This window comes from Acetobacter papayae JCM 25143 (assembly GCF_000613285.1).
Lineage (GTDB): Bacteria > Pseudomonadota > Alphaproteobacteria > Acetobacterales > Acetobacteraceae > Acetobacter > Acetobacter papayae.
Window position 1 is genome coordinate 1 of the sequence record NZ_BAIN01000020.1, and the last position, 21,302, is coordinate 21,302.

Consider the following 21,302-nt stretch of genomic DNA (forward strand, 5'->3'; position numbering starts at 1 on the left):
GCGTCGCCATGCCGCCGCCCGTTCGGTCTTTTCCATCCTGTCGCGTAGGGCGGCCTGCTCGGCGGCTTCCGCCTCGCGGCGCTGGCGGATTTCCGCCTGAATGGCCGCTTTTTCGCTCTCGCGTTCCGCTTCGAGACGCAGGGTCTCAAGGCGTGTCGCTTCTTGTGCTGCTTTTTCGCGAGCGACGACTTTTCTGACTGTGTACCACGTTTCGCGCGCGTTCCGTTGGGTCGGTGTTTTCCCGCTTCGATCCGTTAGTCCGAGTTGGGCAAACCAGTCGCAGACCCGTTCCCATGAGATACGTTTCTTGCCCAGTGCCTGCACCAGCGTGTCGTGGTTGGCCTTCATCCATAGAAACGCCGCTGAGCGGAACCAACCATCAGTCATCTCTGACAGCATCAGATCAGGCACTGGCAGGGCATGTGTCGTCATCGGCGCTTCTCCTCTCCAGTCCTCTTTAGCACCCGCCATTCCGCCAGACAAGTGCCGTTAGACAGACTGACTATCGCCAGTTAATCGCCAGTGCTCCGCCAGACAAACGCCAGAGCAAAACCACCACCACAAACTTTCTCCATATACAAATGCAAACGTCCCGTTTGCCGCGCCTGCGGCGCGTCAGCCTATCGGTTAAAGAGCAGTCGCTGATCGGGCTGAAGGCGTGTCGCGTGCCTTTGCCCGTTGCACCTGATGGAGTTGTACGGGGAGGATGGATGTCGTGCTGGTGACAGAATGCTTGCGGAGCGTAAGGGAATTCCTTACATTGCGGGCATGATCAGAAGCCGCCTCACAAGCAAGTCGCAGACGACCATTCCGCAGTCTGTCCGTAAGGCATTGGGCCTGCAGCCCGGTGACGAGATTGGTTATGTCGTGGAGAACGGGCAGGTCGTCCTGACCCGGGTTTCGGCGACACCGGAGCAGGATGATCCCTTCGCGACATTCAGCGAATGGAACTCTGTCGCGGATCAGCAGGCCTATGCCGGGCTTTGAGGTCTGGGACCTGATCAAGGTTCCGTTCCCCTATACAAACCGTCCTGTCCGTCAGCATCGACCGGCCCTTGTCGTGCGGGTGGTGCAGTCTGCCGGGGCTCCCGATCTGCTCTGGGTGCTGATGGTCACGTCGTCCGCCCACAGGCGGTGGGCGCTCGATATCGACATCACCGATTTCAGGGCGGCCGGTCTTCCCTCTCCGTCGATGGTTCGCACGGCGAAAATCGCGACGATCGAAGCCGCCGATGCCCAGAGGATCGGCACTCTGCCAGCCGCATATCGGGAGGCGGTCATGCAGGTCGTGGCGGTGTTGTCGTCGGCATTGCGCGACGGCTGCCCGCCCGGGCAGTAGCGCGCGCCGGTGAGGCGGCGCGAACAGGCGTCACAACCATCTGTGCGAGTCTGTTCTCCGTTTAACCACGGAGAGAAGACAGATGTCCGAGATGGCGCAGATGCGCGACACGCAGCAGGCACACACGAAAATTCTGATGCTTCTGCAGACGCAGGCGGAGCAGACGACAAAGGGTATTGCCACGATCATCGGGCTCCTGACGCCCCCTGAGGACGATGAGGGCAACCGGCTTGCCAAAGCGCTGGAGGCGTTGGCGGAGACGATCGCACTCCAGACACAGGCCACGGTTGAGATGCAATCCGTGGTTCAGGTGCTGGTTGCCAAAATGGACGCCACGCCATGATGACGTTCCGCAAACTCTCCGCCGATGGGGCGGGGAAGCTCATCATGGCCTATCTGCGTGAGCATCAGATGGATGCAGCGCCGGGAGCAGAGGTGTCGCCGGATAGCGGCCAGGAGAAGGGCGGACGCCTTAACAACTACTACACCGGCCGCGAAGGGCGTGGCGACTGGGGGCCTGGCATTGGCCCGCTCGCAGCCCGCGCCCTGGGCATTGATCTGACGGCCCCGCCGTCTGATGAGGCCCTCTGTAACCTGTTTGAAGCCAAGCGGGCCGATACTGGCGAGGAATGGCACGACATTGAGGGCGACAAGACGGCCAGACAGGCGGGCCGAAAGGCGGGTGGCCGCAAGCGCTCGATCTCGGGGTTCGACTTCACGGCGTCGCCGGACAAGTCTGTGACACTTGCGGCCGAGTTCGCGTCCACGAAGGCCGAGCAGGCGCTGATCTGGCACGCCATCCATACGGCGAATGATCGGCACTCAGACTGATAGCGGCGGAACTGGGCTGGGCGCGGCGGATGGTGAATGGCGTGCATGTCGAGGAGCAGGGCGAGGTCGGTTGGGTGTCCTTCCGACATTACGCGGCCCGACCCGCCATGCAGATTCAGGATGGGGCGTCAGGCCCGACGGCGTCGGTCGAAATTCCTGTGCCGGGTGATCCCCAGGCCCATATCCACAACATCCTGCTGAACATGGTGGCCACAGCGGACGGGCATGTCGGCTCTCTGGATTCAGCCCGGATCACGAAGACGATGCCCCATATCTTCGGGGCGTATTTTCAGGCACAGCTTGCCCAGTTGCTCCGCGAGCTGGGGATCAAGGTCAGCATGGATGCCCGAGGCCGGGCGATCGTCATTGACGACATCCCCAAGGAGGTCTGCGAGGCGTTTTCCAAGCGGAGCAAGCAGGCCGAAAAACAGGCCAAGGCGTTTGTCGCACGACAGGGTGGCGACTGGAAGACGATGTCGGCTGACCAGAAATTCAAGGTTCTGCATCAGGCCAATCTGGCCTACAGGGCGAAGAAATATACCGGCAGCAACGACCGCGAGATCTGGCGGGAGCAGGCTGAAGAACTGGGCTGGAAGCACACGACCGCGCTGACGGATACGGTGTATGCGACGAAGACCGATGCTGAGCGGTTTGAGGAAGCCTACGCGATTGCGGCCCGGCTGGTTGCGGAAGACTTCAAGAGCAGTGCGGTTCTCGATCTGGACGTGCTCAGGATGCACGCGGCTCACGGCCTGATTGCGGCGGGGATCCAAGAGGCTGGCGACATGGATCATGTTCGTGACATGATTCTGCAGCGGGGCGTTGTGCTGGAAGGGGAACAGACCCCGCTTGTCGTGGAAACGCTGCATGGGCGTGAGCGCGTGACCTCCAAGTTCCAGATCAGCGTTGAAAAAGAGTTCTCTGAACTGGTGGCGCTGGCGGCTCGCGATGCGGACGGGGCGTTGTCGCGCGAGGCCCTGCAAAAGGCGATTGAGGCGTCTGGTCTGGATTTTGACCGCGAGCCGGATCACGGCCGCGCCCAGCTTGCGGCCATTTATGGCCTTGGGCTTTCGGGGCGACTTGGGTTTCTGACTGGAGCGGCGGGGGCAGGGAAGACGGCGCTCCTGTCGCCTCTGGTCACAGCCTGGAAGGAGGAAGGGCGACAGGTTATCGGTACGGCTATGGCCTGGCGACAGGCGGATGCGCTCAAGGATGCCGGAGTGGAGCGTACGGTCGCACTGTCCCCGCTTTTGCGCGAGATTGAGGCGGGACGACTGGCGATTGCCCCGAACTCTGTTCTCATCATTGACGAGGGAAGTCAGATCGCACCGATCCAGATGCTCAAGCTCCTGCGGTTGCAAAAGGAGGTGGGCTTTTCCATGAGGATCATCGCGGACCGTGAGCAGGCGCAGGCCATCGAAGCGGGCGATAGCGTGGAGCTGATGATGCGTTCGGTGCCTGCGGGTGTGCGGTTTGAGCTGTTGAGCACGATCCGTCAGAAAACCGAGCGCGGCCGGATGATCGCGGGTCTGTTTCGTGGAACGGGCCGCGACATGACGAAATCGGAGGAAGAGCAGAACGCTGAGGACGCGCAGCGCGCCCGTAAGGCGATAGACCTCAAGCGGGCAGATGGGACATTCAGCCTGGTCGGGGGCGACCACGCGCAGGTTGTCGCACAGATTGCGGAGTTTTATCTCAAGCGCCGCGACATGCTCCGTGCGGCCGGGAGCAAGCGCGGCATTACGATGTCCGCTCCCACGAATGAGGACGTCATGGCGCTCAGCATGGCCGTGCGTGAGCGGCTGCGTGAACGCGGGGAACTCGGGAAAGAGGAGATCGTCCGTGCGGCCATCGATCAACGGGGTGAGACCTATGACCTGCCGATTGCGGTTGGTGACCGGCTGAGGCTTTTCAGCAAGGTGCGGTGTCGCGCCCAGCGCAGCTACGGGTCACGATGGCTGGAACTGGGATCGAATGGTGATTTTGTCGATGTGCTGGGCTGGACGGAGAAGGGCCTGATCCTCAGGAACCGCGCTGGCACAGAGGGCATGGTACCGTGGGACTCTCTGGCGGATCGGCAGACGGGCCGCATTGCGCTGGGCTTTGGACATGCGATGACGATTGACGCTGCACAGGGGGCGACATCAGACGAGCATATCAATGCGCTGCCACGGGGGAGTTCGTCGATGACGGGATTTACGGCCTATGTCGCGGAAAGTCGGCATGTCCACGCGTCATGGACAATGGTGGGAGAAGCATCTGTACGGGAAGCGGAGACGTTTTCCCGACCGCTGGGCGACAAGACGCCTGTGACGTATGAGGATCTGCTGAACCGTGTCGCGGGTGACATGGGTAAGCATCCTTACAAGTCTGTCGCCATTGACCTGACGGGCGAGGAAATGAAGATCCGGCAGGGCCAGATCGAGTGGATCCGTCGTGAGCGGGACCGGGAAGAGATTGAGGAGGATGAGCTACAGCCAGGGGAACGCGCACGCAGCCGGGCGACATCGGTGTTGCTGCGCAAAATCCCCACTGAGCGATGGGACGATCTGGGCCGGAATCTCCGGCGTCAGGCGCTGATCGCGCAGGATGCGGCGGAGCGGGCCAACAGGCTTGTCGCGCAGAGGGGCGCTGAAAAGGATCTGTTTCAGGGCAGGGCACAGACGTCGACGCCAAACAGGTCTACAGGCCGTGTGGTGAGGCCTTCAAATGATATGGGAGTTGGTCATGAGTAACCCGCTGGTGGAAGAAATCGTCGCACGGGCGCTGCCCCTCATTCATGTGGAACGGGAGGCGGAGCAGCTGGACACTCAGGAGGCTTATGAAGCGTTCCGGGTCAGGCATGCCGAATTGAGCCGTCAGGTCATCAATCAGCTGCGGGCCTGCGGATGGATGCGTGATGACGCGACTACAGAGGACATGCGCGAGATCTACTACGCTGTTCTGCGACACCCGGCACTGGAAGGCTCCGCGTCAGACCGGGCTGTTGCCGGGAGGCTGTTGAATGAGGCATGGAAAGGGGTACATGGCTGGGTTGGGTAAGAGCTGGAAAAGCCGACAATTGTTTGTCGGCTTTTGCCTTCATCCTCGACATACAAGGCGCCATAAAGAATTTCCAAAACCGGAAATATGCTCGTGGCAAGTCCGACATACTCGCGTATGCCATCCCCGCTGTTCCTGTCTGCCAGCTAATTTCCGTTCATGTGCCTGACGATGCTGCGCATATTGGTAATTATACTGCAGCAGAATGAACCGTCATCTTGGGATAAACAGTTGGGCGAGTGCATGGTGAAGTGGCGCTACTTGATGGAATGATGCCCCGCATGCCCCGCTGATTGACGGGGCGCTTCATCACACCTCAACGCCAGTTCAGTCCTGCGCGGCACGACGATCAAATGCGGCGCGGGCCTGTTCAAGGGCGGGCCGGTTCTCGCGTGCCCAACTTGCTAGGGCTGCCAGAGGTTCTGTCAGGCTTTGCCCCAATGGGGTCAGACAGTACTCAACCTTCGGCGGGACGGTAGCATAGGCTTTGCGAGCCACCAGTCCATCGCGTTCGAGCCCGCGCAGGGTGATGGTCAGCATCCGGTGCGAGATGCCGGGGATGCGGTTCTTCAACGCATTGAAACGATGGGTGCCTTCTGAGAGATGGCCACAGACCATGACCGTCCACTTGTCGCCAATGCGTGCAATCACCTCTGCTAGGCCGCGACATTCAGCTTCTACATTTTCCATTGCTACTCCTTGGGGCGACAGGAACCTGGGTGTTCTTGACGCATGAATTCATGCGTACTTGTTAGCCACTAGGAACAAATTTAACCTAAAGAACCATAAATAACCATGGAATCTGATGATGAAAATAGGTGTGAGCGGTGCCAGCGGTCAGCTCGGTAACGCAGTTGTTCAGGCGTTGGCGGAAACGGTTGCGGCCGAAAATATGGTGGCGATTTCGCGCACCCCCAAGACCGATCGAACCTACTCAGGTCGCTTGGGCGACTACAACCAATCCGAGACATTGGTGGCGGCCTATCAGGGCTTGGATCGCCTGCTGTTGATTCCAGGGGCTGATCTGCGGCCGGGGATTCGTTCGCGCCAGATGTTGGCAGCCGTGGATGCCGCTGCACAGGCCCAGGTCGGTCACGTCTTCCTGTTGTCGGCAACCGGGACGCAGCGTGAGGGGGAGTCCGCCGTTGGCGCGGCGTATTGGCACAGTGAGCAGGCGTTGATTAAGAGCGCGATCCCCGCATGGACGATACTGCGTATGAGCTATTTTTCCGAGACGCTGGTCGAAGAGGTGCGGATGTCTTTAACGGCAGGCGGGCTTGCGGCGCTTGATGACAGCCGCGTCAGTTTCGTTTCGCGCGGCGACGTGGCCAAAGCTGCCGCCGCCGCATTGACCAGCGAGGGCCACGAGGGCGCCATATATCAGCTGACAGGCCCTGAAACCCTGCGCGGTAAAGCGGTGTGCAGGCTGGTCGCGCAGCACATTCATCGGCCGTTTGCCTTGAACGTGATGCCCCCCGAGGTATTGCGAGCCGGGTTGCTCAAAACGGGTCTGCCTGAGTTTGTTGCCGATGCCGTGGTATCGATGAAGACGCGGCAGGCACGTGGCGCCTACGACATCGTCAGCGGTGACATTGTGCGTTTGACCGGAGGCACGCCATGTTCCCTGGCCGAGATTCTGGCGAGTACCGCCGGAGGACTGGGGCAGTCGTAGCCCCGCACTTGCTGGGTGCTTTGCTGCGCCAGTCGACGAAGGCCCCGCACCACCGGTGCAAGCCTAACGCGGTGCACTCAAGCGCGATACGAGGGTTTATATCGCTTGGGCGGGCGTGCCAGCCTTAGGCTCAGGACCTGTTAATTCATTGAATTGAGCGAGACGTTGTGATTCACTGGCTTACCGACGGCGGTGATGCTGTGAGTGACATGTCTTTGCTGTCTGAGAGCCAGATGGAACGGATTGAGCCGTTTTTTTCTCTGGCGCATAGAGTGCCATGCGTGGATGACCGGCGTGTTCTGAGCGGGATAGTTTATGTGATCCGCAACGGTCTTCAGTGGAAAGACGCCCCGAAAGCATGAGGTGGTTTACGTTGCCGGGGATACGTTTTCCTACGCTCAACTCGCCGAAAAGATGGAGCACTATCTTGGCCGCCCTGTCATTCGGGAACTGTGGGATATGGATAGGCTACGCGCAGAAGTCGCCGCACACCCTGATGACGGAATACGGAAATATCGTCTTGCGTTCGCACGCGATACTGGCGTGGCATGGGACAAGAAACAGACTTTCAACGCTTTACAGGGCATTGAAGTAACCGACGTCATGACCTGGCTAAAACGCCAGCAACGTCATGTAGCTTAAACCACTCACTGTTTGCGACATCTGAATTCCGGGAGACACAAGCTCTGCATCAATGCTAGCCATTCGCCCCTTGGTTTACTTGCAGAGCGTGGCCGGAGCATGCCGTTCTGCTAGCCTCTGATGGAAGTCAGCATGAAGTGCTGCAAGTGTAATCTGGCCAAAACGCGCGAGAAGTTGGGCCTTAACATCGGCCAGGACGCCACTCATGGCGTGGTTAACGGCTTCTTCGACAAGGCACTCAGTCTCCACACTCCGGTTCCCTATGGCGAATAATCTTGGGGCATCAAGAGCCTCATAAATATCCCGCAGCGTTACCTGATCCAACTGGCATGAAAGCGTCCACCCGCCGCCATGTCCTTTTTCGGAGTGTACATATCCATGCTCACGCAGACCGCCCATAAGACGTCGCACAACCACGGGGTTAGTGTTAAGGGCGCGAGCCAGGGCTTCTGACGTCATGGGGCCACCTGCTTCTGCCATGTGCAGGAGTACGTGGAGCACACAGGATAATCTGTTATCTTGTCTCATGTAACTTCATGTGTTGCTAGAGTGCGGTTTCGTGAGTATATCATGAAACTCGAAAAGTGACATGAAAGTGTGTGCGAACACTCTTACTTCGAGGACATGCTGTATGAATTTGCTCGAAATTCTGACCGTCGGCGTCGTGGCGACTGCTGTATCCGATATCTGGCAACAAGCCAGAAACCATTGACTGGAATTCCTGCAGCCAACTGGCCCGTCACGGGGCGCTGGGTCATAGGGTGGCGCGACGGCAGAATCTATGACCCAATGATTGGAAAAAGACCCTCTCTGAAAGGAGAAGCACCTGTTGGCTGGGCATTTCATTATCTGATTGGTGCTGCTTATGCCGCACTGTACCTCAGTGTTGTGGTGGTTATAGCAAAGACAGTCCCCACATTGTTAAATGGTTTGCTCTTCGGACTTGTTACCCTTTTAGCCCCTTTTCTGTTTATGAAACCTGCTCTGGGCGGCGGTTTTTTTGGGCTTAGGGCTCCCAATCCTGGAAAAGGACTATTTCTCAGTATCAGCGCTCATGCGGTCTTCGGAATTGGACTGTATTTAGGTGAACTTTTTTACCAAGGTCTTTTCTGAAACCTTATTCATAGAGTGATTACAGTTTTCTATAATTACGAGGACTGACACCTGTCACTCTGCGGAAGACCTGAGCAAAGTGACTTGGATTGTTGTATCCGATCTCCAAGGCAATCTCGATAATGGAAAGATTGGTCTTACGAAGCATTTTTGATGCTTTCTGGACGCGGCGCTGCATGAACCAACCAGAGGGGGGTTGTCCCGTGGTTGTACGGAATGAGCGACTGAAGTGAAAACGGCTCATGCCACACAAAGCAGCGAGACAATCCAAATCAAATGGTTCAGCCAGATGTGCTTCCATATGATCAAGAACTTTACGCAGTTTCCATGTGGGCAAGAGAGTGGATCGTAGCTTTATCTTAGCCTTGGTATCAGCATACTGTCTTAAAAGATGAACTGTCAGACTTTCCAGAAGGCCATTTACAAATAAGGGATTTGCAATAACGGAAGATTGCATTTCAGCTATCAGACCACTCAAAATTCCTGATATGAAAGCATCTTCCCCGCCCGAAACATCCCACATTCGAATACGGGATGAATTCAGATTTAATGACATGGCAGCTCGATCGACAAGCTCAAGTCCAAGATAGAGATGCAACACCTCAAAACAAGTGTCTTCCTTGCCCTGCCAACGCATCAGATAGGGTGTGTCCGTCTGCGTGAGGTAAAATGTTCCTGCTCTTGCCTTGCTCTGCTGCCAAGTCCCTGCCAGTTCACGCTCTTCGACATTTGCTTCTCCGCGGATAACCCAAACAAGCAGGGGTTCTGCGACGGCAGGTACAAGAATTTCGTCTTTTTGTACCGGGCGAGTGAATATCTGGACGTCAACATCCTTCCAGACATCCCCTTTACTTTGCGCGACTTTCTTCCCGGGGAGACGTTGCTCCAGTGTCAAACTGGCAGCACGCCGAGAAGGAAGGCAGGACAAAACCATCTGCTACACTCTCTCAATTCTTTGCGCGACTATCTATAGCGCAAAATTACAATAGTTTCAGCAAGAAGCCATGCGAGATATCTTCTGGCATAATTTACACCTCCTTCGACAATTAAGGCCGATTGAAGGCTCGTCGTGTGGAGAAGATTGTGAATATTGCAGGAAAAATTGCTCTGGTGACCGGAGCATCCAGTGGCATTGGTGCGGCAACAGCGCGCAAACTTGCAGCAGAAGGAATGACAGTCGGCCTGGCGGCACGTCGTCATGATCGCCTGGAGACGCTTGTTAGTGAAATTACCAAGGCTGGCGGTCGAGCCATTCCTCTGGTGACGGACGTTACTGATCTTGTCTCGTGTCAAGAAGCGGCAAAGAGCTTGATCGCCCAATTTGGAAGGATTGATGTTCTGGTCAACAATGCGGGCCTGATGCCCCTATCCAGCGTTGACAGCCTGAAAGTGGACGAATGGCAGCAGATGGTGGACGTCAATATATCTGGTGTTCTTAATGCAACGGCAGCCGTTCTTCCGCAGATGATCGCACAGCATGCGGGCCATATTTTCAACATGTCCTCGATTGCAGGCCGGAAAGTCTTTACGGGTCTCGCCGTTTACTGCGCCACCAAGGCTGCGGTAACAGCGTTTTCAGACGGCCTCAGAATGGAGATCGGACCAAAGCATAATATCCGCGTTACCTGCATTCAGCCGGGAGCCGTAAAATCAGAGCTTTATGACCACATTACAGATGCTGATTACCGCAAACAGATGGATGATCTTGCAGCGTCCATAACCTTTCTCGAAGGCGAGGACATAGCAGACAGTATTCTTTTTGCTCTGAAATCACCTGTACGTATGGATGTTGCAGAATTGTTTGTTCTTCCGACTGAACAGGGATGGTGAACAGAAACTGATCGCCAACTGAGCTTAGGAGGCAGGCACCCTACCGTCGAAAAGAGGCTTAAGGCTGGAAAGCCTCTTGAAGCTCGGTCACAAAGACCCGCAGCTTTGGTGTCATAACAGGACCTGCGTTATAGAGCAGGTGCATGGGTCTGTCCGGAACTGTCCACCTCGGCATAAGCCGGACAAGCCGTTTGCTTTTAATATCTGTAAGCAGGGCCTGCTCGTAACCCAGCAGAATGCCATCGCCAGCGAGTGCTGCAGAATGCAGAACACTTGAATCATTACTGATTATCCGCCCGGAGACGGTGACTGGCCGCGTAACGCTGCTTGAGAAAAGTGCCAGGTCGTTACAGGACCGCCGGAATTTTCATACACGAGACACTCGTGGCGCATCAGATCTTCGGGCTGCCCTGGAAAACCGTGTTTTTCCAGATAGGTTTGAGCTGCGCAGATGACCCGACGATAGGCCGTCAAAGGACGACTGACCACTGTAAGGTCCGTCTCAAGTTCACCAATTCGGATCACAGCCTCATGACCGTCCATTGTGGGGTGAATCAGTTGGTCTGTCAGTGATAAATGGACTTGAATTTCTGGGTATCTTTTTTGAAAATTACGAACAAATGGCAGGAATACTGTTCGCCCGAAAGTGACGGGTACACTGACAGATAATGTGCCGCGGGGTGTGCCAAGCGTATTGGCTGCCAGACTGTCAGCTCGTTCAGCAGCCTGCAGAACAAGCCGACATTGCTCGCAATAGAGGCGTCCTGTTTCAGTTAGACTTTGCCGACGTGTCGTTCGATGCAACAGGCGAGCACCAAGGTGATGCTCCAGAGCCTCTATATGCTTGGCGACCATCTGCGGCGACAAAGTCAGATACTGGGAGGCCGCAGCAAAGGACCCTAATTCCACGACCTTGATAAAAATCTTCATGCTGGTTAACCGGTCAAGCATTCATCATCCTCAGTTGTGACTGATGTATCATATCGACAATTTATTCAGCGAAAAAGATGAATATGCTGAAAGCTTCGAGTGATTGGCAAGTCCAGTTCTGGTGGAGACTTTCGAAATGCCTGTTTATCTTGTGCGCATGGACCACCCTGACGGCGAGGGATGGGGACAGCATGTCGCAGCACACGTGTTGTATCTCAGGCGCCTTATTCAGGAAGGCAGCCTGCTGGCCTCCGGTCCGTTGAAAGGGACCTCATTGCGCTCCGGCTTTCTGATTATGAAAGGCGCCAATCGGCAAGAGATTGACGCGATGATTGCCGGTGATCCCTTTGCATCCGAAGGTTTGATTTGTGATCTGCGCATTGAAGAATGGGACCCACTATTCGGGTGCCTGTCAAACCATGCAACAGGCAAACTCCCGCAAGAATTGAAATCTCTTTTCCCTTCATGACGACAGCGCTGTGTTTTTTAAGAAATAAAAACGAAAAGAGAGCCTTGGGATTATGAACGATCTTCAGTGGTATGCTGTAGGAGATGCCCGCATACTAAAAATACAGGATCTGACGCTGGCAGCACTCACTCCAGAACAGTTGCTTCCTGACTGGGATGATGCAACGGCACTTCAGGTCTATCCTGATCTGTCTGAAACGCTGGATGCTTCAGAAACGAAAGCTCTTTTGAGCGTTCATAGCTGGCTCATCAAGGATCGCGGTCGGAACATGCTTGTGGATACGGGGGCCGGGAATAGCAAGGCTCGACCTGCTGCTCTGTATTTCGATCACTTGCAGACCGTGTGGCTTGAAAATCTGATGCGCGCTGGCGTCCGGCCAGAAGATATCGATTTTGTTCTTCTCACCCATCTGCATGTCGATCATGTCGGGTGGAACACACGCCTGCAAAATGGCATCTGGGTTCCGACCTTCCCGAATGCCCGATATGTCTTTTCTAGAGCCGAATATGATTTTTTCAGCAATCCAGCTCATGATAGTGCCCGTAATAAAACCAGTTTCATGACACGCATTGATAGCGTTGATCCGATTATCTCGGCGGATCTTGCGGATCAGATTGACGTAGACGGATCCGAAGTTCTTGAAGGAATTTCCTTTCACCCCACACCTGGGCATACGCCCCATCACGCGTCTCTTGTGCTGAAATCAGGTATGGAGCGTGCGCTCTTCACGGGTGATGTCATGCATCACCCCATTCAGGTGTGTATTCCGGAGTGGAGTGCCGTTTTTGATGCAGATCCTCAGATAGCCATCATATCGCGCAAATGGGCTTTGAATTATGCTCTCGAACATAACGCGGCATTATTCACATCGCATTTTCCGATAACATCGGCTGGAAGAGTGATGACATCCGACCAGGAAAGGGGTTGGTCTTTCCTCTAGGGCTGCCATTATGTCCGCTGTTCACCTCGTTCTATTCCATTGCGGACATTCCGCTTTCCCCACAAGGTGGACATGGAGTGAATTCTCGTAATGAAACAAGTCCGGCCGAGAACGGGCTTGTTTTAACCTAATTAAGGGGCCCTTGTAACCTGAATAAGGACACTTTTGTGGGGTTGATCTGCACGGAAACTGGGATTCTCCTAATTAAGGAATTTCGACATTTTTCGATGTCGAAATTCCTTAATTATGTTAGTCAATATTCTGACATTTCAGCACGTTATTGATACCCTTAATTATGCGAATCTTCCTTATTGATACGAAAAAAGCCCTTAATTAGGTTACAAAACGCAATCGCGTTTTTATCAACGCAAGGGTCTGCTGCCACCCTCATTGTTGCTATTAGCTGTCTAATTTTGGTTTCCCAAATGCAGACATTCCTGACTGGAGTTCCGGCCTACCCATGTGGTCCGCTTGCCGCTTAACGAGGTCTAACACGTGCAGGCCGTCTATAGCGGCGTCGGCCTTCTGGAATGCAAACGTGCCAGTAACTGCCGCGCCAAAAGGATTGACTTTGTGGTCGACGACGGTTCCACCTGGGACGGCGAGTGGACGATCACATTCCGATACTGCCTCAATGACTGCAGCTCTTCGGCTACGTCGACGCTGATCGTGCCGAGATTTACTAACAAATCTATAGATTCCTTGAGCGAAAGGTTTCGACTGGAGATGCCACGATTTGAAGCTACTTTAGCTTCAGAAAGGATAAACTTCTCTAGGTCGGTCCAGGCCTTCATGAATTCGCCAGATCACCGGCTTGGAGTTCGGTCTTCAGGCTTTCCCTCAGACCGTCGCAAATCGCCGAGACCCGGTCATTGTTAGGATAGAGGGATTCTTGGGGAATGCTGTTAAATCCGCGTCCCCAGAATTTGGTGCCGGAAGGTATAGAAAATTTTGCGATCAACCGGTTTCTGAAATCAAGCTCGGTCTTGTTGTCGAAGTCCCAAGTGACATCGGTAGTACCAGTGAGGAACCCCTCTTGGAAATGTGGACGAAGCGCCGACGGCGGGCAAATGCTGAGAAGCCTGACATTCACAAGGTCATCTTCGGAATTGATGGAAATGCGGTTAGTGACTTGAGGCATGGCCAAGACATAGACGATGCTGCGATCCGCGGTGGCATCGTGCTGGGCAAAAGAGCAAGCAACTCGCAGGGAGTGCGTAATATCCAGCAGAGGGGTTTCCAGAACGCTGTAGTGCTGGAGAATGCTCCATTGAACATATGTTTTCTGCCGGATATCGCGCAGGCCGTCGAGCTTGCTCTCGGCCCATCGTTTGACCAACTCCTTTCCGGCTTGGTCCAGAAGGGTAAAACGGTGTCGTAACTCGTCCTTCGAGGTGTTCTCGCTGCGATAAAGGCCGGGATAGATGGTGGTAGAACCTGCTTTGTTGAGGAAGTCAGAGTTCTGTCCGCGATAGAAGAGCAGGTGGTCCGGGTTCAGGTAAGATAGCCTGGCGATGTGCTCTACAAGGCCGCGAAAGCTCTCGATCGGAAATGGCGGTGCTTTCGCCACTGCCTCCGATCCCACGTGCTCCTTTAACTCGGCGGTTATTTTCGGTGTTATTGATCTCAAGATGCCCCCCTGCGAACATTGTTGCAGGTCGCGGACGGGTAGACAACGAGGAGCGATACAAATTCCACCCAATTACCTGCCTTAGAGGCAGACGTTGTTTGTAGCGGCTTTGGCAAAACTGGTGCTGTAAACGGCCAGTCCGTTTCCCCCCTGGCAGACAGACGGCACAGTGATGCAGGGGCAGACAAGCGGCAGTCGCCTCCAAGCAGACTATGACGTATTTCTATCCCGGAAGCGGATCGGGCGAGAGCACAGGCAGTTTTAGCCAATTTGGATCCACAGGGTAAATCTTCCAGTCGCTTTTTGCTGGTGTGCGAACTTCCACCTGCTCCGGACGGGAACCACGCACCCATCGCGCAGCGGCCTCCAACTGAGGCCCAAGTTCTCCCTGCTCAATCGTAGTGGTCCCGCACCATTTGCCGTTCGCGTCGGTAACAACGGCTGTGCGTATCTCTCCATTCAGCCATTGCGTGACGAGCAACTTGGCATATTCTGCGATAACATCTGCTTCAGCGTCCCAAAGCTCGTATGGGGCTGGATCGTGTGTCACCCAGTATCCGAAACTGACTGTCAACTCTTCGTCAGCAGTATAAAGCACGACAGGTTCTATCTCGCGGCCATCGACGCGCTTGATCGTGAGCAAAAGATAGCCGGGCTCCCAGCGCGTCCATTCACCGTCGCGGGCAATATCCCAAGTGTGAAGGGCCGCGTAGACGGCTTCCGACCACTCATCAATGGGCCCTGCGACATCGCTCGGGAAAGGTACTCCAGATTCTACAGCATCGGCCATAGGTCATTATTGCCACAAGGACGGCAGCTTGCCACCTGTTGCAGTTCCAGAGCGGTCATTCTGCGTTCCCCCTATGCTGCCTGTCCGCTCACGGAATATGAAGCAGACAGGCAGCATACGCCTCTTTTCTGCCGTTTCTGTAACCGATCTGGTTTCCCGAATGCAGACATCAGCATCGGCCATCTTGCACTTCTTTTGTATGAACGAATGTGATACGTATGTACATGCACGTAAGGAGGCTGAGTATGTCTGCTGTCACATTCCGTAGATGAAACATTGAAGGCAGCTGCTGTTGAGAAGCTGTCCGCTCAAGGCATTTCACTGTCTGACGCACTGCGCGATACTCTCGCATATATTGCTGAAACGGGCCGCTCTCCGGTCAAGCGCACGCTTGTCACAGACGAGGATGCGCAGCTGATTGAGATTGTGCGCGAACGTCTCAAAAACCCTGCCCAAAAGCATCGTATGACTTTTGCGGAGCTTAAGAGCCGTCATCGCGAATGAAAGAGTATTGTCTTGAATTCGACGACAGAGCGCTCAGAGAGTGGGATGCTCTTGACGGCAGCGTGCGTAAGAAATTTGAAAAGAAGCTAGAAAAGCTGATCTGGAACCCTCACTCTCCAGGAAATGAACTACATCGCGACCTATCAGGGTTTTATAAGATCAAGCTTCTGAAAGATGGTTACCGCCTTGTTTATCAGGTCATCGACGAACGGATCGTCATCTATGTAATTGCCGTTGGCCGTAGAGCCGATAATGAGATTTATGAATTAGCATCGAAACGGACAGAGTGAATTTACTATCTGGTAGAAAGTCAGCTCCCGCCTCTCATTTCGGTCATAAGCGGAGCCGTTTGGGCTTCCGGAAAGCGGACCATTGCCGGTTTTTCTTGACGTAATGGACAGGAGCAGCCAGCGGTGAAGGCATGGATACCATCAACCTCCTCGCTCTGCTTCTGACCCTCTCGGCAGGGTTCAGCATTCTCAATCATCACACGTTTCGCCTGCCTGTGACGATCGGCGTGCTGGTCTTCTCATTGCTGGCTTCCCTGCTGGTCATGATCCTGAATCCGTTGATACCGGCCTATGACCTTCAGGCTCTCCCACGATCTGTTCTTGGAGCCATCAATCTTCCCACGGCCCTCCTGAATGGCGCGCTGTCCCTGCTTCTGTTTGCAGGAGCCACGCAGGTGGATGTCGGACATCTGCGAGCAAAACTTGCCTCCGTGACTGCTCTGTCTGTGCTGGGAACCGTTCTAGCTGTTGCCTTTCTGGCGATCGCGGCATGGTACGTCTTCCCGCTTTTGGGTCATGCCGTTCCTTTCACGTGGTGCATCGTCCTTGGGGCCATCCTTGCGCCAACTGATCCTGTTTCGGTTGTCGGCATGCTGAAACGTCTAGGACTACCGGCCCCCCTTCAGGCCGTTTTCGCAGGGGAGAGCCTGTTCAATGACGGCGTGGGCGTGGTGATTTTCGGCGTCACGATTGGACTGGCGACCGGGGACAGTCTGGGAGTGACCGCCTCCGAGATTGCTCTGAGCTTTTGCCGCGAGGCGATTGGTGGCGGTCTGCTGGGCGCACTGACCGGATGGATTGCGCTCCGTGTGCTTAAGGGACAGCGAGATCCGCATATCGATCTGCTGACGTCGTTGGCTCTGGCGACCGGAACCTTCAGCATTGCCAATCAGCTTGGCATGTCGGGTGCGATTGCCGTCGTCGTAGCAGGACTGTGTTTTGGTACAAATTATAGCCATTCCGTTTTTGATGAGGCATCCCGAAAGGAACTCGACGTCGCATGGACACTCATTGACGAGGTACTAAACGTCCTGCTGTTCATGCTGATCGGCTTTGAAATCCTTGAGGTCACGCCGCATCTGTTTACGGTGCTGGCGACCCTGGCCGTGATACCGCTATCCATTGCCGTGCGGACATTAAGCGTGCTGTTTTCAACGCTTCCGGTTCATCTCAGGCAATGGGAACGAGGGCGTGTTCTTGGTATCCTGACCTGGGGCGGTCTGCGTGGCGGCATCTCGGTTTCACTGGCACTTGGATTGCCGCCCGGAGACTTGCGCGAGCTGCTACTGCCTGTCTGTTACGGGGTGGTGGTGTTTACGATCATCGTGCAGGGGCTAACCATGGAGCGGGTTGCCCGCAGACTTTATCCGTCCTCTACGCTTGGACCTCAATAATGCGGCTCTTATTTATTTGAAGGGCAGCGCCGCATGGAGGACAGTAATGGCTGAACCATCATGTTTTTCAACAGATAGCCGATATTCCGCTTAGCCTTCGTCGCTCGGTATCCGCAAGTGTCCAGTGCTGTACAGCTCCAAAGAATTACCATCAGCGTCTACCGTAATTTTTCACAGGCTCCCGAAACGGACGCGGGCGGCTTCGGTTACAGGTGTGAACAAGCTAATGATAGTCCCCTCGGGGTCGCGGAACTGGAGCGTGCGGTTACCCCAAGGTAGCGTCTTGGGCTCAATCACAATGTCCACCTTGCCTTTCAGACGCGTGAATTCAGCGTCCACGTCCTCGACCCTGAATTCAAGGATGGCCGTACGATTGGCGCCTGGCTCAGCACTTCCTTCCATGAACAGCGCCACTGTCTCGGTACTACCGATCGCAATTCTCGCACCAGAGGTTACGATTTCGGCAAACTGAGACGCAAGCCATTCGGCAGAGTGTCCTGTCACCAGCTCATAAAAAGCAACCATCGTAGTGATGTCGGCGGCAATGAGACGGATAGAGGCGAATGTCATCGGTAAGTTCCTATGCAGGTTGTGTTCCCCGCCTTTTGGCACAATCATGCTGACAGCATCCTGTCAGCATGATTGCAGAACCTTTGCGTAGCACCGATCGCCTTTTTCAGATCATCCAGATCCTGCGCCGGTCGTCTCGACCCGTTACGGCGAGGATGCTGTCCGAGGAGCTGGAAGTCTCCATCCGCACGATTTATCGCGACGTCGCACATTTGATCGGGCAGCGCGTACCCATTTCAGGGGAAGCAGGCGTTGGGTACATTTTGGGGGCTGGATATGACATGCCACCTCTTGCCCTGCTTCCGGCTGAGCTTGAAGCAATCGTTCTGGGAGCACAGTGGGTGGCGGCCCATGGCGAAAAGGAACTGTCACGCGCCGCATTGGACGTACTCACCAAGGTTACAGCGGTTGTCCCCCCGGCCTTGCAGCCGTTTATCAGCATTCCAAGCACAGTGACAAAGCTGCCTCTCGATGCACCACAAGGCAAAGATGACAGAGCGAGCCTTCGAGCGGCCATTCGTGCAGGAATGAAGTTACGCCTGCATTATCGGGATCAACAAGGCGAGCTCACCGAGCGTACAGTATGGCCAGTCGTTCTCGGTTATTCGGACATCACGTGCATGTTGATCGCTTGGTGCGAGTTGAGGCAGGGGTTTCGTCACTTTCGTACGGACCGGATACACGCGGTAGAAATTCTGGATGAGAAGATAGGTGAGTCTCGCTCCCGACTGCTTCAACGCTGGAAAGCGCAACGCATAACGGCACTCGCTAAAATTATGACTGAAACCGGTTGATCGTTTCCTCAGTCCTGGCAGTTGAGGGCATTAACATCGCTCGACACATATTTTAGACGAGTAGGAACGTCTGCTATTTTACGTTCAAGCACGAATAACGGACATCTCGCTTTCCCACCCTGCGCGGCCTATCTGCTCAAGGAATATGAGGCAGACAAGCGGGATACGCCTTTTTCAGACGTCAGAACGCGGTATAGTTTTTCTCAGTAGAGGATGTAGCAACATGCCGCGCGAAGATTGGTCTCCGTCAATATCGGGGCGGCTCACACCGAAGGCGGAAGATAGCCAGTTGAATGATCATGACAGCTTAAAAATATGGGCTCTCGAAAGCTGCTCTGACCATGTGACGCTCCGCAGCAAAATGCGGATGCCCCATTCCTCAAGACACACCGTTATGGACGAGGCTCGCAAGGCGCTTAGGGGAGCGCTGCAAATGATCAGACCTCGTGGCGATCAGATCATCGAAGGCGTCTACTCTTCGAACGTCGAAGGTTATTTCGATGTTGAGAACGTAGTTATTTACAACATCGAGACGGCCTCCTTCAACAAATGTGCCATCAACGGCATCAGGGCGCGACGCGACAGATCTAATCGCGAAGATACGGCCTTCAGTCATACCTTGCGATACATGCTAATCGATACGCCCACGCCACCCGCGAACGCATGGTTCACCTACGTTTTGCATATCCTGGCTTTCGCAGCGTCTTCGATATCTGGTGGGCAGCAGTCAACGGTGAGCTTCTCTCGACCGGCTTGCTACCCGGACGGTTTGGCATCCACGTAGCTCTATCCTGCCCGACCCCGCCCAAAAATCCCGCCAAATGTGTGAAAATTCTCTTTGATGGAATCATCGCTGCCTTGCAAAGAAATCTCGTAGTCCCGGTAGATGAGGTTGTGCTGAGGCTCTCGCGCAAGCATGGCGTTGAAGCCGAGCTACTGCGCAAAAAGATTTTTCGACCACTCTCTCCGGCCATAATGGCAACCAGAAAGGCACCTCTGGTTGCTCCATACAGGGAGCACGGAGTGCAGTGGCACCCAGCCGATGACAAGTGCGAAGATTGCACTTTTGTCGTGTCCAAGAGCGACACGGCATTCTGCGATGCGTATCTCTTTCCGATCGGAGATTGACGGAGCAGAAAGCCTGCTTGACCCAGTCCCTGGACTGCCCTCGTTTTTGCGTAAGGTCTGTCCAACCGGAGACAGGCAATGGTGAGATTACATTTCACGCAGGATCAGATCATCGAGATTCTGAATGAGCATTAGACAGGCGCATGGGCGGCAGATTGAACCGCGCCAGAGTTGCCGAAGATGTCCGCCCTCGAAGCTTTTGTTCTGTAAAGCGGACCAGCCGGTTCCCCCCCTAATCGGCCGTCCAGTCCTCACAGCGCAGGCCGTTCACTCTGGTAAACTCGCGCAGGTTCCCGGTTACGACAATAAGGCCTCGGCTCCGTGCGTGGCCGGCGATCATCAGATCATAGGGACCGATCGTGCAGCCGCGCCGTTCGAGATCGGCTCTGATCTCGGCGGTGTGCGCGGCTGCGGCGTCATCGAATGGCAGGACACACAGGCGCGCGGCAAAGTGCTCGACTTCACGGCGGGTTTTAGGCGGGTTCTGGGCTTTCTCGGCACCGTAGAGCAGTTCGTATAATACGACATCTGAGATGCAGAGTGCCTCAGCGTGATTATTGAACTGCTCACGCAGACCTTGAGGCCGGTCACGTAGAACACGAATGCAGAAGTTTGTATCCAGCAGATAACGTAACATCAGAAGCTTTCGCGCTCCTGCATGCCGGGCTGGATACGCTCTGGCAGGTCAGTGCCAGGTGCTGTGAAAAAATCATCCCACGTGGCATCGGCCGGGGCGATAATTCTGCGTGCACCGTCTGGGATGATCACCACGTCTTTCAGGGTGCTGTCGAAGGCGACAGCTTTGGGGAGACGAACGGCCTGAGAGCGGTTCGAAAGGAACAGTGTTGTGCGGGTCAGCATGGCATCCTCCATATTTGTATATCCATTGTGAATATACGCCCGGTGGGCGAGTATCAAGAACTTTCAATTCGGATTATGTGAGGCAGCCCGAGATTAAATATTCGTGATTAAAAAATTTCCAGATTCTAGTTATTGTGGTTTTCATCCGATAAAAACAACATGAAAATCATTCCAAAGTTCTTTTTTATCGTTGTTTCATCGATAAAACTGCAAAAACAACGGATGTTTTAACGCAAAACATCATTCTTTATTTTTTATTACTTTATTATAATTAAAAAGATATCTCACAATTAACAATTCGAAAATGGAAACTGTCATGTACAATTCAGGGATCCCGATGCTGGCGATTGTAACTGGCTTAGGCATGCTTTTTTTTGGTGCTATGGCAATTGTTGTTGCCTTCGCACACCCCATCGTTGGCACGCTTCTTTTAATACCTACAGATGTGTTTGGCGTTGTTTCATGGTTTTCCGTGACATTTCCGCGAATTCGCTATTAGGCTCCAGAAAGTCACTGTAGCCAGACGGTTAACG

At 54.6% G+C, this 21,302-nt stretch carries 28 protein-coding genes and 2 pseudogenes; 19 read left to right on the forward strand and 11 right to left on the reverse strand.

The features are described from left to right. On the reverse strand, nucleotides 1-432 hold a 432-nt coding region (locus JCM25143_RS06810; protein WP_025860470.1), incomplete at its 3' end, for a hypothetical protein. Between the two features lie 297 nt (nucleotides 433-729). On the opposite strand from JCM25143_RS06810, the gene JCM25143_RS06815 reads away from it, so the two are divergent. From JCM25143_RS06815 to JCM25143_RS06835, 6 genes are all read left to right on the forward strand, one after another. Then, complete coding sequence (locus JCM25143_RS06815) at nucleotides 730-987, forward strand: type II toxin-antitoxin system PrlF family antitoxin (protein ID WP_234395058.1); 258 nt, start codon at nucleotides 730-732, stop codon at nucleotides 985-987. Next, nucleotides 974-1,339, forward strand: a complete 366-nt coding sequence (locus JCM25143_RS06820) for a type II toxin-antitoxin system PemK/MazF family toxin (protein WP_025860472.1) — start codon at nucleotides 974-976, stop codon at nucleotides 1,337-1,339. The genes JCM25143_RS06815 and JCM25143_RS06820 overlap by 14 nt, the downstream gene beginning before the upstream one ends. Before the next feature lie 82 nt (nucleotides 1,340-1,421). Then, entirely contained in the window at nucleotides 1,422-1,682 is a 261-nt protein-coding gene (locus JCM25143_RS06825) for a hypothetical protein (RefSeq protein WP_025860473.1), read from the forward strand. Continuing rightward, on the forward strand, nucleotides 1,679-2,170 hold the full coding sequence (locus JCM25143_RS24695; RefSeq protein ID WP_051543027.1) for a relaxase domain-containing protein: 492 nt from the start codon (nucleotides 1,679-1,681) through the stop codon (nucleotides 2,168-2,170). The genes JCM25143_RS06825 and JCM25143_RS24695 overlap by 4 nt, the downstream gene beginning before the upstream one ends. Nucleotides 2,171-2,199: 29 nt before the next feature. Further along, nucleotides 2,200-4,905, forward strand: coding sequence for a MobF family relaxase (gene mobF / locus JCM25143_RS23730; protein WP_051543032.1), 2,706 nt, complete (start codon nucleotides 2,200-2,202; stop codon nucleotides 4,903-4,905). Beyond that, nucleotides 4,898-5,212, forward strand: coding sequence for a hypothetical protein (locus tag JCM25143_RS06835; RefSeq protein WP_025860474.1), 315 nt, complete (start codon nucleotides 4,898-4,900; stop codon nucleotides 5,210-5,212). The genes mobF and JCM25143_RS06835 overlap by 8 nt, the downstream gene beginning before the upstream one ends. A 327-nt stretch (nucleotides 5,213-5,539) precedes the next feature. Here the strand turns inward: JCM25143_RS06835 and JCM25143_RS06840 are convergent, their stop codons facing one another. Continuing rightward, nucleotides 5,540-5,902 carry a winged helix-turn-helix transcriptional regulator gene (locus JCM25143_RS06840; RefSeq protein WP_025860475.1) on the reverse strand — a complete coding sequence of 121 codons (363 nt, stop codon included), beginning with the start codon at nucleotides 5,900-5,902 and terminating at the stop codon, nucleotides 5,540-5,542. 115 nt (nucleotides 5,903-6,017) lie between these two features. Between JCM25143_RS06840 and JCM25143_RS06845 the strand changes: the two genes are divergently transcribed. The 3 genes and pseudogenes from JCM25143_RS06845 (at nucleotide 6,018) to JCM25143_RS20720 (ending at nucleotide 7,526) form a co-directional block, all read left to right on the forward strand. After that, nucleotides 6,018-6,884 carry an NAD(P)H-binding protein gene (locus JCM25143_RS06845; protein ID WP_035370634.1) on the forward strand — a complete coding sequence of 289 codons (867 nt, stop codon included), beginning with the start codon at nucleotides 6,018-6,020 and terminating at the stop codon, nucleotides 6,882-6,884. A 200-nt stretch (nucleotides 6,885-7,084) separates the two neighbouring features. Continuing rightward, nucleotides 7,085-7,240 (forward strand): annotated as a pseudogene (locus JCM25143_RS20715) (transposase); the annotation flags it as partial. Nucleotides 7,241-7,247: 7 nt separating this feature from the next. Continuing rightward, nucleotides 7,248-7,526 (forward strand): Rossmann-fold NAD(P)-binding domain-containing protein, encoded by a 279-nt coding sequence (locus JCM25143_RS20720; protein WP_051543035.1) that lies wholly within the window; start codon nucleotides 7,248-7,250, stop codon nucleotides 7,524-7,526. Between the two features lie 75 nt (nucleotides 7,527-7,601). Here JCM25143_RS20720 and JCM25143_RS06855 read toward each other — a convergent pair whose 3' ends face one another. Beyond that, nucleotides 7,602-8,054: an Rrf2 family transcriptional regulator gene (locus JCM25143_RS06855; RefSeq protein ID WP_081773500.1), complete on the reverse strand. Its 453-nt coding sequence runs from the start codon at nucleotides 8,052-8,054 to the stop codon at nucleotides 7,602-7,604. A gap of 96 nt (nucleotides 8,055-8,150) precedes the next feature. Between JCM25143_RS06855 and JCM25143_RS17625 the strand changes: the two genes are divergently transcribed. Beyond that, complete coding sequence (locus JCM25143_RS17625) at nucleotides 8,151-8,639, forward strand: DUF2938 family protein (protein WP_234395062.1); 489 nt, start codon at nucleotides 8,151-8,153, stop codon at nucleotides 8,637-8,639. Between the two features lie 19 nt (nucleotides 8,640-8,658). Here JCM25143_RS17625 and JCM25143_RS06865 read toward each other — a convergent pair whose 3' ends face one another. Next, nucleotides 8,659-9,573, reverse strand: a complete 915-nt coding sequence (locus tag JCM25143_RS06865) for a helix-turn-helix domain-containing protein (protein WP_025860478.1) — start codon at nucleotides 9,571-9,573, stop codon at nucleotides 8,659-8,661. A gap of 137 nt (nucleotides 9,574-9,710) precedes the next feature. On the opposite strand from JCM25143_RS06865, the gene JCM25143_RS06870 reads away from it, so the two are divergent. Continuing rightward, entirely contained in the window at nucleotides 9,711-10,469 is a 759-nt protein-coding gene (locus tag JCM25143_RS06870; RefSeq protein WP_035370637.1) for an SDR family oxidoreductase, read from the forward strand. Between the two features lie 58 nt (nucleotides 10,470-10,527). On the opposite strand, the gene JCM25143_RS24700 is transcribed toward JCM25143_RS06870, so the two are convergent. Both JCM25143_RS24700 and JCM25143_RS21385 read right to left on the reverse strand, forming a co-directional pair. After that, complete coding sequence (locus JCM25143_RS24700; RefSeq protein ID WP_369347363.1) at nucleotides 10,528-10,812, reverse strand: LysR substrate-binding domain-containing protein; 285 nt, start codon at nucleotides 10,810-10,812, stop codon at nucleotides 10,528-10,530. Further along, the gene (locus JCM25143_RS21385; RefSeq protein ID WP_267879923.1) at nucleotides 10,758-11,399 is read right to left on the reverse strand and encodes a LysR family transcriptional regulator; all 642 of its coding nucleotides are present in this window, start codon (nucleotides 11,397-11,399) and stop codon (nucleotides 10,758-10,760) included. Before JCM25143_RS21385 ends, JCM25143_RS24700 begins: the two co-directional genes overlap by 55 nt. 136 nt (nucleotides 11,400-11,535) lie before the next feature. Here JCM25143_RS21385 and JCM25143_RS06885 point away from each other — a divergent pair, with 136 nt between their 5' ends. Both JCM25143_RS06885 and JCM25143_RS06890 read left to right on the forward strand, forming a co-directional pair. Next, nucleotides 11,536-11,868 (forward strand): YciI family protein, encoded by a 333-nt coding sequence (locus tag JCM25143_RS06885; protein WP_025860481.1) that lies wholly within the window; start codon nucleotides 11,536-11,538, stop codon nucleotides 11,866-11,868. Nucleotides 11,869-11,920: 52 nt separating this feature from the next. Further along, nucleotides 11,921-12,808: an MBL fold metallo-hydrolase gene (locus tag JCM25143_RS06890; protein WP_025860482.1), complete on the forward strand. Its 888-nt coding sequence runs from the start codon at nucleotides 11,921-11,923 to the stop codon at nucleotides 12,806-12,808. A gap of 790 nt (nucleotides 12,809-13,598) precedes the next feature. Here the strand turns inward: JCM25143_RS06890 and JCM25143_RS06900 are convergent. Then, nucleotides 13,599-14,378 (reverse strand): FRG domain-containing protein, encoded by a 780-nt coding sequence (locus JCM25143_RS06900; protein WP_159101601.1) that lies wholly within the window; start codon nucleotides 14,376-14,378, stop codon nucleotides 13,599-13,601. A gap of 283 nt (nucleotides 14,379-14,661) precedes the next feature. Then, nucleotides 14,662-15,228 (reverse strand): hypothetical protein, encoded by a 567-nt coding sequence (locus JCM25143_RS06905; RefSeq protein WP_025860485.1) that lies wholly within the window; start codon nucleotides 15,226-15,228, stop codon nucleotides 14,662-14,664. A gap of 245 nt (nucleotides 15,229-15,473) precedes the next feature. On the opposite strand from JCM25143_RS06905, the pseudogene JCM25143_RS06915 reads away from it, so the two are divergent. The 3 genes and pseudogenes from JCM25143_RS06915 (at nucleotide 15,474) to JCM25143_RS06925 (ending at nucleotide 17,416) form a co-directional block, all read left to right on the forward strand. Then, a pseudogene (locus tag JCM25143_RS06915) lies at nucleotides 15,474-15,732 on the forward strand (type II toxin-antitoxin system RelB/DinJ family antitoxin). Continuing rightward, entirely contained in the window at nucleotides 15,729-16,022 is a 294-nt protein-coding gene (locus JCM25143_RS06920; protein WP_003618711.1) for a type II toxin-antitoxin system RelE family toxin, read from the forward strand. The pseudogene JCM25143_RS06915 and the gene JCM25143_RS06920 overlap by 4 nt, the downstream one beginning before the upstream one ends. 131 nt (nucleotides 16,023-16,153) lie before the next feature. Further along, a complete protein-coding gene (locus tag JCM25143_RS06925) occupies nucleotides 16,154-17,416 on the forward strand; it encodes a cation:proton antiporter (protein ID WP_025860487.1) in 1,263 nt (420 codons plus the stop codon). A 171-nt stretch (nucleotides 17,417-17,587) separates the two neighbouring features. Here JCM25143_RS06925 and JCM25143_RS06930 read toward each other — a convergent pair whose 3' ends face one another. Next, complete coding sequence (locus JCM25143_RS06930) at nucleotides 17,588-18,034, reverse strand: VOC family protein (RefSeq protein WP_234395064.1); 447 nt, start codon at nucleotides 18,032-18,034, stop codon at nucleotides 17,588-17,590. 20 nt (nucleotides 18,035-18,054) lie between these two features. Here JCM25143_RS06930 and JCM25143_RS06935 point away from each other — a divergent pair, with 20 nt between their 5' ends. Next, nucleotides 18,055-18,780 (forward strand): helix-turn-helix transcriptional regulator, encoded by a 726-nt coding sequence (locus tag JCM25143_RS06935; RefSeq protein WP_035370643.1) that lies wholly within the window; start codon nucleotides 18,055-18,057, stop codon nucleotides 18,778-18,780. Between the two features lie 223 nt (nucleotides 18,781-19,003). Beyond that, nucleotides 19,004-19,564: a hypothetical protein gene (locus JCM25143_RS06940; RefSeq protein WP_148300036.1), complete on the forward strand. Its 561-nt coding sequence runs from the start codon at nucleotides 19,004-19,006 to the stop codon at nucleotides 19,562-19,564. 576 nt (nucleotides 19,565-20,140) lie between these two features. On the opposite strand, the gene vapC is transcribed toward JCM25143_RS06940, so the two are convergent. Both vapC and vapB read right to left on the reverse strand, forming a co-directional pair. Next, a complete protein-coding gene (vapC, locus tag JCM25143_RS06950) occupies nucleotides 20,141-20,545 on the reverse strand; it encodes a type II toxin-antitoxin system tRNA(fMet)-specific endonuclease VapC (RefSeq protein WP_025860492.1) in 405 nt (134 codons plus the stop codon). Further along, nucleotides 20,545-20,781: a type II toxin-antitoxin system VapB family antitoxin gene (gene vapB, locus JCM25143_RS06955; protein ID WP_456303595.1), complete on the reverse strand. Its 237-nt coding sequence runs from the start codon at nucleotides 20,779-20,781 to the stop codon at nucleotides 20,545-20,547. The genes vapC and vapB overlap by 1 nt, the downstream gene beginning before the upstream one ends. 325 nt (nucleotides 20,782-21,106) lie before the next feature. Here vapB and JCM25143_RS22290 point away from each other — a divergent pair, with 325 nt between their 5' ends. After that, nucleotides 21,107-21,268 (forward strand): hypothetical protein, encoded by a 162-nt coding sequence (locus JCM25143_RS22290; protein WP_159101602.1) that lies wholly within the window; start codon nucleotides 21,107-21,109, stop codon nucleotides 21,266-21,268. Nucleotides 21,269-21,302: the final 34 nt, after the last annotated feature.

Coding starts and splice junctions, on each gene's coding strand:
- JCM25143_RS06815 (WP_234395058.1), top strand. CDS start 730: ATGCTTGCGGAGCGTAAGGGAATTCCTTACATTGCGGGCATGATCAGA.
- JCM25143_RS06820 (WP_025860472.1), top strand. CDS start 974: ATGCCGGGCTTTGAGGTCTGGGACCTGATCAAGGTTCCGTTCCCCTAT.
- JCM25143_RS06825 (WP_025860473.1), top strand. CDS start 1,422: ATGTCCGAGATGGCGCAGATGCGCGACACGCAGCAGGCACACACGAAA.
- JCM25143_RS24695 (WP_051543027.1), top strand. CDS start 1,679: ATGATGACGTTCCGCAAACTCTCCGCCGATGGGGCGGGGAAGCTCATC.
- mobF (WP_051543032.1), top strand. CDS start 2,200: ATGGTGAATGGCGTGCATGTCGAGGAGCAGGGCGAGGTCGGTTGGGTG.
- JCM25143_RS06835 (WP_025860474.1), top strand. CDS start 4,898: ATGAGTAACCCGCTGGTGGAAGAAATCGTCGCACGGGCGCTGCCCCTC.
- JCM25143_RS06840 (WP_025860475.1), bottom strand. CDS start 5,902: ATGGAAAATGTAGAAGCTGAATGTCGCGGCCTAGCAGAGGTGATTGCA.
- JCM25143_RS06845 (WP_035370634.1), top strand. CDS start 6,018: ATGATGAAAATAGGTGTGAGCGGTGCCAGCGGTCAGCTCGGTAACGCA.
- JCM25143_RS06855 (WP_081773500.1), bottom strand. CDS start 8,054: ATGAGACAAGATAACAGATTATCCTGTGTGCTCCACGTACTCCTGCAC.
- JCM25143_RS17625 (WP_234395062.1), top strand. CDS start 8,151: ATGCTGTATGAATTTGCTCGAAATTCTGACCGTCGGCGTCGTGGCGAC.
- JCM25143_RS06865 (WP_025860478.1), bottom strand. CDS start 9,573: ATGGTTTTGTCCTGCCTTCCTTCTCGGCGTGCTGCCAGTTTGACACTG.
- JCM25143_RS21385 (WP_267879923.1), bottom strand. CDS start 11,399: ATGAAGATTTTTATCAAGGTCGTGGAATTAGGGTCCTTTGCTGCGGCC.
- JCM25143_RS06885 (WP_025860481.1), top strand. CDS start 11,536: ATGCCTGTTTATCTTGTGCGCATGGACCACCCTGACGGCGAGGGATGG.
- JCM25143_RS06890 (WP_025860482.1), top strand. CDS start 11,921: ATGAACGATCTTCAGTGGTATGCTGTAGGAGATGCCCGCATACTAAAA.
- JCM25143_RS06905 (WP_025860485.1), bottom strand. CDS start 15,228: ATGGCCGATGCTGTAGAATCTGGAGTACCTTTCCCGAGCGATGTCGCA.
- JCM25143_RS06920 (WP_003618711.1), top strand. CDS start 15,729: ATGAAAGAGTATTGTCTTGAATTCGACGACAGAGCGCTCAGAGAGTGG.
- JCM25143_RS06925 (WP_025860487.1), top strand. CDS start 16,154: ATGGATACCATCAACCTCCTCGCTCTGCTTCTGACCCTCTCGGCAGGG.
- JCM25143_RS06930 (WP_234395064.1), bottom strand. CDS start 18,034: ATGATTGTGCCAAAAGGCGGGGAACACAACCTGCATAGGAACTTACCG.
- JCM25143_RS06935 (WP_035370643.1), top strand. CDS start 18,055: ATGATTGCAGAACCTTTGCGTAGCACCGATCGCCTTTTTCAGATCATC.
- JCM25143_RS06940 (WP_148300036.1), top strand. CDS start 19,004: ATGCCGCGCGAAGATTGGTCTCCGTCAATATCGGGGCGGCTCACACCG.
- vapC (WP_025860492.1), bottom strand. CDS start 20,545: ATGTTACGTTATCTGCTGGATACAAACTTCTGCATTCGTGTTCTACGT.
- vapB (WP_456303595.1), bottom strand. CDS start 20,781: ATGGAGGATGCCATGCTGACCCGCACAACACTGTTCCTTTCGAACCGC.
- JCM25143_RS22290 (WP_159101602.1), top strand. CDS start 21,107: ATGCTGGCGATTGTAACTGGCTTAGGCATGCTTTTTTTTGGTGCTATG.